Here is a 12,493-nt window from a genome sequence, read left to right on the forward strand (position 1 = left end):
CCTGGACATGTTGCCCAATGGAATAATCGATAATTCTTAAAGCCTATGGCAAAAATGTGATACTGCGTTCACAGGAATATTTGGCTCTGAAGACGCACCAGTTGCGCATAACCTGAAGAAACAATGCAATATTCTTCATATTCATTTTCCGCAACGCTCTTAACTGACTATTGCTGATAGCTCCCTCGCTGAGCAGCATGTTTCGTGCAATGGCGCGCTTTCCGAGTCCCGCCAGATAATATTCAATGATTATCCGTTCCCTGTTCGACAATGATCGGGTATGCAGAGGGATCCGCTTATTCTGCTTTAGCTGATCCAGTACGTAAAAGTACTCCGTTAAAGGCGCATTTCGGGTCAATGAATAGCATCGTAGTTGTGTAAAATGCGTTAACGTATCCATTGTATCCGCACGCAGACATTCAATACTGTTTGTAATATAAACAGTACCACCTCCTGGATCAAAAACAACAATCTCAGGTGATTTATCAAGACCAGTAAAGAACAGTATTTGCTGCAGACCAGCAATAAAGTACTGATCATGTGAAAATATATGCATTATTCGTTAACTCCACTTGTAACAGCGATATTTCCAGGATTTGAAATTGCATGCTAAATTCATCTATTACAACATTATATTTTTACCGTTTCCACAGAGTCGATTCCTTTCGCCTGGCGATACACTCCTGAAAATTAATTGAAAAATTCAAACAAAACCACAATAAAGACAACTACCGTCTTTATGATATTGATTATTGCTGTAAATATCTTAAACTGTCATTTTAAATAGCCTTAAACGACCTTAAATGAAGAACATCAGACATCTCAAGTAAAAATCATGTTTGTAACCGTATGATTTACAATAAGATAAAACAAAAACATTAAACTGTCAGCACACAATAAAATCATATTAAAGGAATATTGATGAGTGATGCAGTCCTGAGATCACCCGTCTCATGCAATGACGCCGGGATAAGCAGCCTGAGTTTCTCACTGACCATAAGAAGTTTAAATACGTTACTCATTCTTTACACCGAATGTTACTTACTAAAAATAATGTTATTTTCTTACCTGGATCGAGAAGCCTCCCCTCTGGAGAAACGCATTAACCACGTCGGAGTATTTATAAAAAATGATAAAAAAATCTTTAAGGACATTTGACCTTTTTTATTTCTCACCTTTGAAAGATCCCTTTATCATGAGAATGTCTGAGGCTAGTATGGTGACAGAAACGACCCCATGTAAAACCAAAGGATAATGACTTACATTATGACGACGATTACAAGGCATGAAATAAATGAAGACTGGGCGCTTGCCGGAATGGTTGAGGCTGGCGGTTTTATCTTTGTGAGTTACTGTGTTGGTAATATCGGACAACCCATTGAGGCACAAATCAATGGCGCGTTTGATAATCTGAGTGAAAGGCTAAGCACTATCGGCCTGACGCTGCAGTCAGTCGTGAAAATTGATGCGCTGTTCCGCGACGTGTGGGATATTCCGGTGATGGAGAACGTCATGAAGCAGCGCTTTGATGGCCAATTTCCGGCCAGAAAATCCATTCAGACTGAATTTGCTCATCGCGGAGGCACATCAGGAATGTTGTTTCAACTTGACGCCATTGCTTGCCGATAATATCCCATCCTATTACAGAGCGTTCTTGCGGCGTAATGAATAAACTCACCGCAAGAGCAATTCTCAGGAATAACCTTCCCACAGACATAGTATGCCATAGACCTGACTCGCGCTACCCACGCTGGGTTAACAATAAATTCACCGCCAGACTCACAAAACCACATGAAAACAGGATCCGTAGTCCCGACAAAATCATCGGGTGGTTTAATACCTTCGTGCGCATAAAGGATGAAAAAACACCATACAACATGAACACGAGCAGCGTCATTAACATGAAGATCAGACTCAGTATTAACATATCGGTTGCCGGTGCGGTTGATGTGGTTTGAATGAATTGAGGAAGGAAGGCCAAAAAGAACAGTGACAACTTGGGATTTAACAGATTGATAAATATTGCGTGCAGGATCACTTTTACCCTTGACTGAGAAATGTCGCAATCATCCGGTTGTAATGTTGATTTCTCTTTTATGATATTCCACGCCATATATAACAGCCACACGACCCCGGCATATTTGATGACGGTAAACGCCATTTCACTGGAGTAGAAAATGGCGGCTAATCCCGTGATGGCGGCCAACATATGCGGAATAATCCCCAATGTACATCCCACGGCAGCCAGCAAACTCATCGCTGTCCCCCGCGACAGCCCCATCGCGATGGTGTAGATAGCACCGGTTCCCGGCGAAATAATCACAATCAAAGAGGTTAATAAGAATTCGATACTGATTAGCATGGCGTTATCTCTGGTAAACACAAAACAGGAGAGTCAGTGTTTATCAGGATACCCCTGCAGATCTTGTAGAAAATTGCAGATGGTTAATCCACCATCGCGGAACGATATTGCCCCGGCGTGATGCCTGTCTGTTTCTGAAATGCATGAGTCAGATGGCTTTGATCGGAAAAACCAGCCATTAATGCAACATCAACCGTTCTCTTGCCCTGTGCCAAGAGTTTTTTTGCCAGCCGAACTCTGGACTGTAAAAGATAAGCATGCGGCGTCATCCCCACCTCCCTGGAAAAACGGCGAATGAGCTGGAATCGGGAGATGTCACACAGACTGGCTAATCTTGTCAATGTCATGTTCTCCTCCGGGGCATCATCAATGAACTCTTTTACCCGTCGTACTGTCGGAGAAGGCAGAATACGCGGTGCGGCAGAAAGGGTGTGGTGCCGTCCAGCCTGCATAAGGCAACGCATGATCATCTCTTCAATCGCCATAGCATCAGGATCATCGGCAGCGAGCTGATGAAGAAACTGCCTAATCATCAGACCAAGAGTAGGATCGTTAGCCACAGGCTTCAGGGTTAAATCACCTGTGGGTATGTCGGTATTCCATTCTTTTATAAAGACGTCAGGATTGATATACAACATATGCCAGCCCCGCGGACCCGTAGCGGGGATCCCGTCGTGAATTTCGCCGGGATTGACCATGATGATATCCCCTGGTACCGCATTTACATTGCCGATATTACTCCATGAGCGATGGCTTCCCTGGATGAAAACCCCAATGCCGAATTGATCATGAGAGTGACGAGGGAACGCGCGCGCTGAATATAACGACAGTATTTCAACATCAGGTATCACACGACGGTACTGCTTCACCTGATGAACGTCTTTTTTCATGGTCGTTTTCTCATGGTCATGGAGGGAGATAAACATCGATTCTCTCAAGATACCCTCTGAAACGAAGACAGACGACCCATCTTTTGTAATTAGCTGGAACAGACTCGACTCAGGCCCGAATAAAAAAGGAGCAGATTTTACCCTGCCCCTCACCCTTCTCATGGAATATCCAGTCCCATGCTTACCAGTTGTATTTCACACCCACCATGCCCTGGGCATTGCTGTAGTGGTCGCTCCCCACTTGCCCGGAGATATTTCCCCAGACCGTCAAGCGAGAGGAGAGTTGTCCTTCCACACCAATTTTCAGTTCTGCCAAATCTTTTACTCCCTGGACGTCATTTGGCATCTCACCCATGGTCACTCGCGGGCTGTGTGAGTTGTGGATCCAGTTCGCTTCAACAAATGGCTGGATGCCTGCCATCTTGTCCTCTTCGACGGTGGGTTTACGATTGACGTATGCTCTGACACCCAGACTGGTCATCAGATTACCAGTGCTATCCGCCTTCACCGGCGTGCCATTACGTTCCCGATGATCGTCCGCCTGCACATCCATCCAGACGATCTGAGCTTTGGGCTGGATCCAGTACGTCAATTGCTGACTTTCTGCAACCTTCAGGCTGTAACCCGCCTCAACCGCAGCCGTGATGCCTTTGGATTTATACGTTTCACTTGCCTGATACTGACCATTGACGGTGTTATCAAACCAGTTATAGAGCATCCAGGTGTCCACATAGCTTCCGGATTGATCAGGTTCGTTGGCATACCAGGTACCATACAGACCCACACTGTAACCGTCGACCGAACCACGGGAATGATGGTTATTTAACGCTGATGTGGTGCGGCTACGGCTGTTGGCATAACCCGCCATTAGCCCAAGATGCCAGCGGTCCAGACCATCTGAACTCCACTGCGCCAGATCGCCGCCAAGTTGCAGCACATAACTATTGCTCTGGGTTTTTAACTGTTCGCTATCGTCGTTAAAGCGCGTATGACTTCCCACGTTGCGTATCCACATGCTGGTAGTTTTACTCTCACCAGTTAGCGCATCGGTATACTGCGTTTCGCCAAGACGATCGTGAAGCCGCGAAATGAACAGGGTATTGGCAGCCAGGTTATTAGCCAGATAACTGCCAAATTCCGGGCGAATCTGTGAAGGACCACCAGGGTGAACCGGTGCCTGCGGGATTTCTGGCGAAGCTGGCACGCCCGGGTCAACGGGGTCACTCAGCCCCCCAGTGCTGCTTAAATACCAGTTGCTGCCGCGCCGGATCACATTGTAATCATACGCACCGGCAACAATGCGACTCTCTTTCTCGAAAGTCCCACTGGAGTTTCCTGCAACATTGACAATTTCAATCCCTTCGACCGTCTGCGCGCCCATGCCACCAATATTATTGATTGCCACCAACGTGTGGCCGGAGGTATTTCCCTCTACGATGAGTTTGTCCGTTGCGGAGTTATCCCCTCCGAGTACAGTGTTCATCATCAGGGTGCCACCGCCGGTATAATCGCCTTCCACAGTCAAAGACTTAAACGCGCCAGTATTGCCCGGCGCCAGCATATTCACTCGCCCGCCCGACAGCGACAGGTTAGTGACATGCGAATTGCCAGTCATGTTCCATACCGCGCCGTTAGTGATATTCATGTCTACGACACCCTGGCTGGTCGACGTTGTTGTTGCGGTATAACTGGCCGCGGTTAACCAGGAGTTGGCATTATTGAGGGTCATATTCAGCGTACCGCCGTTTGTCGCCCCAATATCGCCGTCAATCTGAACGGTTCCGGTTTCTGATGTGTTCACATCAATCAGGCTTCCATCGCCTGATGAGAACAGCGACCAGGTTATCGCAGGATTATCATTGATAAATAACCCTTTCTGAATGTCCGCTTTGCCTCCGGCAAGAACTTCAATCCCGGAAATATACTCCGCCTGAGAACCTGAAGTGGAAACCGTCAGGTCATCCTGAAATTCAGCATAAGTCGTTTCTTCGGGACTGCCATAAAGATAGACACCCCGAGTTGTATCCACGCCGTTTAATACGGAAATAGACGTTCTCCCTTTGAAGAGGGCCTGACTTTCCCACAGGTAGAGTCCCGTGTTGTAATATCCCCCGTTGCTCTGGAGTTTGAAATCCGCATTGGCGATTAATGATGAGGTATCCATCAGCGCGACGCCTCTAAGCCAGTGCCCATCTAACCATCCAAGATATTCGTGTTCATATTCACCACGCGTACCGAGTGGCGTCAGGTTTTCACCAATCAGGGTCGTGTCGCTGTTAAAGACAAAATCTGTCGAGTTAGCAGAAAGAATGTCCCCCCCAACATTGTCACCAAAAAGATTGTCTATATCTCCATGGACAATGGCTTCAATGAGCGTAGTGCCGGTGAAGGTGAAACGCGAGCGGGTGAGGTAATCGCTACTCACTCTGGATAAAATACCCTGGCTGCTTTTCAGATGGATGAAATTTGCTTCCAGATTCGCGCTGTTGACGACATTATTGGCCATCGGGTAATTAGCCGATCCTGCATCTCTCCCGACCATGATTGCAGATTCATTTGTATCAATCAGAATGTTATCCGCCCTGACGTTCACTGAACTGCCCCCGGCTATTAATATCCCGATGCGTCTGTCAATCGAGTAACTCCCCGGATCGCCATCAACATTGATGTAAAACAGCCCTCCGTCAAAATTCAACTCTCCCCCATAAAGACCAATACCATGGCGGTGCGTAGAAACCTCATCGGCCAGAGGCACGAGCACAGAGAGATTGATTTTATTTTCACCATCGCTCTCAAAATTTAGTACCCCTCCAGGCCCGGCGAAGAGGCCATAGATATCGGAATAGCTGTCTTTAACAACATTGCTGACAACAACATTGCCTCCGGTAAAGGTCATCGTTCCGCTAAGTGTTCCTCTTTTCCAGGCATAAACCGCAGAACTGTTATCAACGGGATTATTATTAAACCCTATAATGCTCAATGTCTTGCCCTGAGCAATGTCAATATTCATCCTGCCATTAGTCGTATTAAGTATTGAACGCTGGTAATAAAACATTCCGGTATATCCGCTAGCATCCAGCAACACATCACCCGCCGTTACGGTATGATCACCCGAAGCAATCTGGTTTATGCCGGTGGTGTAATTCCGGCTGACTAATTCTTCCGTGTAGACAGGAAAAGCAACTATAACGGTACAACCTGAAGCTGCTAATAATATCTTTTTCAATATCCCTTGAATCATTTGTCTGTCCTCCTGATAAGCATTTTCATTGCCAGTGTCGCTGCGATAACGTTTTTCCCCAGAAAGAAAATTTCCCGGCTAATGATTTTAAATAAAACAATAACACTATCTCCTCACTACGATATATTTCATCAATACCAGGTTCTTAATAACAGCGTATAACCTTGCTAATTAAGATAATTAGCATCCAATTCCCATTATTCCGATTTATTAAAAACCAATACTCCTGATAAGAATTCTCTTTGTTTTTAAAAGAAATATTACTTTTCAGGCGTCATATAAAAGCCGGTAGAATATAAAATTAGATGCACAGAAAACCACCAAAACTGTACGTTTCAGAATAATGGCCTTCATGTTAAATGATAAAATACTCTCGTAACATCAGATGATTTCATCTACTGAAAGATGAAGAATAGAAATCACCCGTATTAAATATAGCCAGAAAAATGCCAAATGTATAGAGCTATTTATTTGTGAAAATATCATTCTATTTTTATCATTGACTTGTTAAATAGGGACTGGATTATTCCTGGTTTTTTACAGACCCAATATATCTCTGTTGCGTATTATATTGACGCGCTTTGTTTGAAGTCCCCTCTACAACGCCTCAAGCGGCTGCGAATGAATAAAGGAAGCAATTCGGCGTATTGCGCGATTTGCTTCCGGTATCTTGTCTGCGGATGACTGGAATACGTGCCACATACCTTTCCACACTTCAATTTGAACGTTAACACCCGCCTCTGTCGCCTGTTTCGCAAGGCGGATCGCGTCATCGAGAAGTAATTCATCGCTTCCTGTCTGTACCAGGAGAGGGGGAAGTCCGGTCAGATCGCCAAAAAGAGGAGAAACCAGCGGATTTGAGGTTTCGGCATCAGAACAATAGTATGCGACGGTTTGCCGCAAATCCTCAATAACGATCAGCGGGTCCTTATCTGCACAGGAAGAGATGCTGTCGCCCGATAAGGTGTAATCAAGCATCGGAGATAATAAGAAACCGGAATGCGGCAACGGAAAATTTTCACTTTTGAGTAGCAGGAGCAGAGATAAAACCAGCCCTCCACCGCTTGAGTCACCGCCAAGAATGATCTCATCAGGCCGATACCCCTGCGCTAATAGCCACTGCCACGCATATTTGGCATCCATCAAACCGGCGGGAAAGGGATTTTCAGGAGCTAATGAATAGTTGAGCGTGAGGGCATTCACGTTTGCATAATGGACAATATGTCCAACCAGTTTCCGGTGTGTGATGCTTGATCCCTGACTGTTACCTCCGCCATGAAGGTACAGAATAACTTTCCGCTTTTCGGCCTGCGAATGTCGCACCCACTCCGCTGAAATACCCTCTTCATCAATTTCTTCTGTGCTGACATTTTCGGGTAACGGAACATTCTTTGCCCCTTCTTCCCATACTCTTCTTTGCTCATGAAGAGGCGTGTTAAGCACGAAATCTACATTGCTTGCGTAATTCCTGAAAAGTGCGTCTCTTTTGCGCTTAGCTTCAATGCTTAACATGATGTCGCCTCACTGCGAATCGCCAGACTGGAGATCAGTATACAGAAAACGCGTTCGGTTTCAGCACAATACACCATAAACTCTCGTCCATGAAATGACGCCCACAGACGGTTACCAGACAATCTGGAGGCAAATTTCAGACACAAAAAAACCACCCGTAGGTGGTTTCACGACACTGCTTATTGCTTTGATTATTCTGCTTTTCCCATGGTACCCGGAGCGGGACTTGAACCCGCACAGCGCGAACGCCGAGGGATTTTAAATCCCTTGTGTCTACCGATTCCACCATCCGGGCTCGGGAAGAAAGTGGAGGCGCGTTCCGGAGTCGAACCGGACTAGACGGATTTGCAATCCGCTACATAACCGCTTTGCTAACGCGCCTTAAATCTTTGTCTTGCGACTGACACCCGCAACTGCCGATGTCTTAATCTGGAGCGGGAAACGAGACTCGAACTCGCGACCCCGACCTTGGCAAGGTCGTGCTCTACCAACTGAGCTATTCCCGCATCATCAAGCAAATCGTTAATCACTTGATTTTACTATCGTCTGGCAATCTGTGCTGCCGTTCGATGCGTTGCATTCTACTTACCTGACGCAATGAGTCAACGATATTTTTCGCCACTTAGGATCGTTTGCTGAAATTTACGGCGAAACGATCACTGATCAAGCAAATCCCCACGCGCGGCGTTCAAATACTGGAACATTGACCACAGCGTCAGGACCGCAGCGACGAAGAACAGTGCAATCCCCGCGTACTCCACCCAGATATTCGGACGCCACAGCAGCCAGGCCAGCGCTGCCATTTGCGAGGTGGTTTTGACTTTGCCGATCCAGGAGACCGCCACGCTGCTGCGCTTACCCAGTTCCGCCATCCATTCACGCAGCGCGGAAATGATGATTTCACGTGCAATCATCGTGGCCGCGGGCAGCGTCACCCACCAACTGTGATAGTGCTCGGTCACCAGTACCATCGCAATTGCCACCAGCACTTTATCCGCAACCGGGTCGAGAAACGCACCAAAACGCGTACTCTGGTTCCAGCGACGCGCCAGAAAACCGTCAAACCAGTCGGTCACCGCAGCGATACAGAAGATCAGCGCAGCAACGAACGGCGCCCAGGTGAATGGCAGATAAAACACCACGACAAAGAATGGGATAAGTATGACGCGAAACAGCGTAAGCAACGTTGGAATATTAAATTGCATAGTGACGGGTAACTATCTGTTGTCAGAGAATTTACCCCTATGTTGCTACAGCGGACTCAATGTTTCAACGACCAGAAGATCTTTTCTGCCAGTCCTTGCGAAATACCCGGCACTTTTGCAATTTCTTCAACGCTGGCGTTACGTAATCCTTGCAAACCACCCATATATTTCAACAACATTTGGCGACGTTTCGGTCCAACGCCTTCGATGGTCTCCAGCGTACTGGTGTTTTTCACTTTCGCCCGTTTTTTACGGTGGCCGCCAATGGCATGATCGTGGGACTCATCGCGGATATGCTGAATCACATGCAATGCCGGCGAATCCGGCGGCAAGCTAAATCCCTCACCTTCCGGTTCAAAGAACAGCGTTTCCAGACCGGCTTTACGGTCAGCGCCTTTTGCAACACCTAACAGTAGAGGGTGGTTTTTATCCCAGGGGACATCCAGCTCGGCGAAAACGGCCTTCGCCTGCCCCAGTTGCCCTTTTCCGCCGTCGATCAGGATCACATCCGGAATCTTACTTTCTTCGATGGCTTTACCATAACGGCGACGCAGTACCTGATTCATTGCCGCATAGTCATCGCCCGGCGTGATACCGGTGATATTGTAGCGACGGTATTCCGCACGCAGCGGCCCGTTCGCATCAAAGACCACGCACGATGCCACCGTCTGTTCGCCCATCGTGTGGCTGATGTCAAAACATTCCATCCGTTTTACAGCTGGCAGCTTCAGCACGGTTGCCAGCGCCGTCAACCGTTGGGTAATGGTCGACTGCTGAGAGAGTTTCGTGGTCAGCGCCGTGGCGGCATTGGTCCGCGCCAGTTTCAAATAACGTGCGCGATCGCCGCGGGGTTTGGTCTGCACATTAATACGACGCCCTGCCAGTTCAGAAAGCGAATCGGCCAGCAGCGTTTTGTCGTGCAGATTGAAATCCAGCAGGATCTCGCCAGGCAACGTGCGCATCTGGCTGCCCTGGAGGTAGAATTGCCCGACGAAGGTTTCTACCACTTCGCCCAGTTCAGTCCCTCCCGGCACTTTCGGGAAATAACTGCGGCTGCCCAGCACTTTCCCCTGGCGGATAAAGAGCACATGGACACAGGCCATCCCGGCATCAAACGCAACGCCGATCACGTCCAGATCGTCCCCCGCGTTGGAAACGAACTGTTTCTCCGTCACCCGGCGCACGGCCTGGATCTGATCGCGTATACGCGCAGCCTCTTCGAACGCCAGATTTTGACTGGCTTTCTCCATCCGCGCGATCAGTTGAGTTAAGACCTGGTCATCTTTACCGGATAAAAACAACCGAACATAGTCAACCTGCTGCGCATACTCTTCTTCACTCACCAGGCCTTCGACGCAGGGCCCCAGGCAACGGCCGATCTGGTATTGCAGACAAGGGCGCGAGCGATTGCGATAAACGCTGTTTTCACACTGACGGATCGGGAAAATTTTCTGTAAGAGCGCCAGCGTTTCACGGACGGCATAGCCGTTGGGAAACGGGCCAAAGTATTCGCCGCGGGTATGTTTCGCGCCACGGTGCATAGCCAGCCGGGGATGCGTATCCGCGCTGAGAAAAATAAAGGGATAGGATTTGTCATCACGTAACAGCACGTTGTAACGCGGCTGATACAGCTTGATATAGTTGTGCTCGAGCAGCAACGCTTCCGTTTCGGTGTGCGTTACCGTCACATCGATTTGCTGAATGAGCGCAACCAGCGCTTCGGTCTTACGCGAAGCCAGGTTGCTGCGGAAATAGCTGGAAAGCCGTTTTTTCAGGTCTTTCGCTTTACCCACATAAATAACCGTACCACCGGCATCATACATACGATAAACGCCGGGTTGACTGGTTACGGTTTTTAGGAACGCTTTCGCGTCAAACTGATCGCTCACTGGCTTGTTAACGTCTCCGCATTACACAGGCCATGGCGAATTGCCAGGTGAGTCAGCTCTACATCACCATGAATGTTTAGTTTACTGAACATACGGTAGCGATAGCTGTTCACCGTTTTAGGGCTGAGATTCAACTGCTCGGAAATCTCATTCACCTTCTGACCTTTAGTGATCATCAGCATAATCTGCAATTCGCGCTCAGACAAACTGGCAAACGGGGTTTCCGTTTTTTCGGGTTCAATCTGGCTTAATGCCATTTGCTGGGCGATGTCAGAAGCAATGTAGCGCTGCCCGGAATAAACCGAGCGGATGGCACTTACCACTTCCTGAGGCGCAGCGCCCTTACTCAGGTAACCTGCGGCTCCGGCCTGCATCACTTTTGCCGGCAACGGATTTTCCGTGTGAACGGTCAACATAATCACTTTAATATCGGCAGTTGAACGCGCAATTTTGCGCGTGGCTTCAAGGCCACCAATACCGGGCATGTTCATGTCCATCAACACGACGTCGACGGTGTTGGCGCGACACCATTTAACGGCATCCTCACCGCAACCTGCTTCACCGACAACTTTTATACCCTTTATATCTTCAAGAATGCGTCGTATCCCTGCGCGCACCAGTTCGTGGTCATCAACAAGAAGAACGTTGATCAAAGGAATATCTCCAGAATAGGGATAACGCTACTGATAGTGGATCGCCACTATATTAGCGGGTTTTATCTCAACTTTAAAACGTAAAAAACGTCCGGTAACCGATTTTGCTCTCGTTTTCGGAAATTAGTCTGTACGCTTTGTGGAAACTTAGGCTAAGAACAGCCAGTTACACGCACTATTTTCGGGAACGAGGTTTCACAATAGTGACAAAAACTCGCTTTCTCTCGCCTAAATGCTAAATAGACAGGTAAGTTTGTAACAATAATTAACGAGTAAAATACTCGGAATAAACAATAAATGAGGAAAATATAGACTTCTTATGTTGTTGTTTAATTTAACTCCGCTGGCGTGATTTCCGATCGAAAAACAACCACTGCTATTTTTCCCTCAGCTTATGGTATACTCCGCGGCCTTAACATTTATCATCGCAAATTTTTACTGAAACATTACGAGGAAAATAAATGAGTACGCCTGATTTTTCCACTGCCGAGAATAATCAAGAACTGGCTAATGAAGTCACCTGCCTGAAGGCGCTGTTAACGCTGATGCTGCAAGCCATGGGCCAGGCGGATGCGGGCCGCGTGATTCTTAAAATGGAAAAACAGATCGCGCTGGTCGAAGACGACGCGCAGGCTGCAGTATTTTCCAGCACTGTTAAGCAAATTAAACAAGCTTACCGTCAGTAAAGAAAAACCGGCTGAGAGCAGTGCTTTCAGCCGGTTTATCGTCTGCCACGCAGAA

At 47.6% G+C, this 12,493-nt stretch carries 11 protein-coding genes and 3 tRNA genes; 3 read left to right on the plus strand and 11 right to left on the minus strand.

All coding sequences use genetic code 11. The features are described from left to right. Positions 1–43 precede the first annotated feature (43 nt). Entirely contained in the window at positions 44–556 is a 513-nt protein-coding gene (locus KI228_RS13055) for a LuxR C-terminal-related transcriptional regulator (RefSeq protein WP_043000311.1), read from the minus strand. A 710-nt stretch (positions 557–1,266) separates the two neighbouring features. On the opposite strand from KI228_RS13055, the gene KI228_RS13060 reads away from it, so the two are divergent. After that, the gene (locus tag KI228_RS13060; RefSeq protein ID WP_043001899.1) at positions 1,267–1,629 is read left to right on the plus strand and encodes a RidA family protein; all 363 of its coding nucleotides are present in this window, start codon (positions 1,267–1,269) and stop codon (positions 1,627–1,629) included. Positions 1,630–1,741: 112 nt separating this feature from the next. On the opposite strand, the gene KI228_RS13065 is transcribed toward KI228_RS13060, so the two are convergent. The 10 genes from KI228_RS13065 to uvrY form a co-directional block, all read right to left on the minus strand. Continuing rightward, entirely contained in the window at positions 1,742–2,362 is a 621-nt protein-coding gene (locus KI228_RS13065) for a LysE family translocator (protein WP_081097231.1), read from the minus strand. 83 nt (positions 2,363–2,445) lie between these two features. Continuing rightward, entirely contained in the window at positions 2,446–3,252 is an 807-nt protein-coding gene (locus tag KI228_RS13070; protein ID WP_061070672.1) for an AraC family transcriptional regulator, read from the minus strand. Between the two features lie 181 nt (positions 3,253–3,433). Continuing rightward, entirely contained in the window at positions 3,434–6,493 is a 3,060-nt protein-coding gene (locus tag KI228_RS13075) for an autotransporter outer membrane beta-barrel domain-containing protein (RefSeq protein WP_052443913.1), read from the minus strand. 597 nt (positions 6,494–7,090) lie between these two features. Then, the gene (locus tag KI228_RS13080; protein ID WP_061069992.1) at positions 7,091–8,005 is read right to left on the minus strand and encodes an alpha/beta hydrolase fold domain-containing protein; all 915 of its coding nucleotides are present in this window, start codon (positions 8,003–8,005) and stop codon (positions 7,091–7,093) included. Positions 8,006–8,213: 208 nt separating this feature from the next. After that, a tRNA-Leu gene (locus tag KI228_RS13085) sits at positions 8,214–8,300 on the minus strand. Between the two features lie 12 nt (positions 8,301–8,312). Further along, positions 8,313–8,386: transfer RNA gene (locus KI228_RS13090), tRNA-Cys, on the minus strand. Between the two features lie 49 nt (positions 8,387–8,435). Continuing rightward, positions 8,436–8,511: transfer RNA gene (locus KI228_RS13095), tRNA-Gly, on the minus strand. Between the two features lie 150 nt (positions 8,512–8,661). Beyond that, positions 8,662–9,210 carry a CDP-diacylglycerol--glycerol-3-phosphate 3-phosphatidyltransferase gene (pgsA, locus tag KI228_RS13100; RefSeq protein WP_042318323.1) on the minus strand — a complete coding sequence of 183 codons (549 nt, stop codon included), beginning with the start codon at positions 9,208–9,210 and terminating at the stop codon, positions 8,662–8,664. A gap of 56 nt (positions 9,211–9,266) precedes the next feature. Continuing rightward, positions 9,267–11,099, minus strand: a complete 1,833-nt coding sequence (gene uvrC, locus KI228_RS13105) for an excinuclease ABC subunit UvrC (protein ID WP_043000306.1) — start codon at positions 11,097–11,099, stop codon at positions 9,267–9,269. Next, positions 11,096–11,752, minus strand: a complete 657-nt coding sequence (gene uvrY / locus KI228_RS13110; RefSeq protein ID WP_043000305.1) for a UvrY/SirA/GacA family response regulator transcription factor — start codon at positions 11,750–11,752, stop codon at positions 11,096–11,098. Before uvrY ends, uvrC begins: the two co-directional genes overlap by 4 nt. A gap of 394 nt (positions 11,753–12,146) precedes the next feature. On the opposite strand from uvrY, the gene KI228_RS24610 reads away from it, so the two are divergent. Together KI228_RS24610 and KI228_RS13115 are read left to right on the plus strand one after the other, a co-directional pair. Further along, positions 12,147–12,194 (plus strand): hypothetical protein, encoded by a 48-nt coding sequence (locus KI228_RS24610; protein ID WP_418219740.1) that lies wholly within the window; start codon positions 12,147–12,149, stop codon positions 12,192–12,194. A 19-nt stretch (positions 12,195–12,213) separates the two neighbouring features. Further along, complete coding sequence (locus KI228_RS13115) at positions 12,214–12,438, plus strand: DUF2594 family protein (protein ID WP_042318315.1); 225 nt, start codon at positions 12,214–12,216, stop codon at positions 12,436–12,438. Positions 12,439–12,493: the final 55 nt, after the last annotated feature.

It is taken from the genome of Citrobacter amalonaticus, assembly GCF_018323885.1.
Classification (GTDB): Bacteria; Pseudomonadota; Gammaproteobacteria; order Enterobacterales; family Enterobacteriaceae; genus Citrobacter_A; species Citrobacter_A amalonaticus.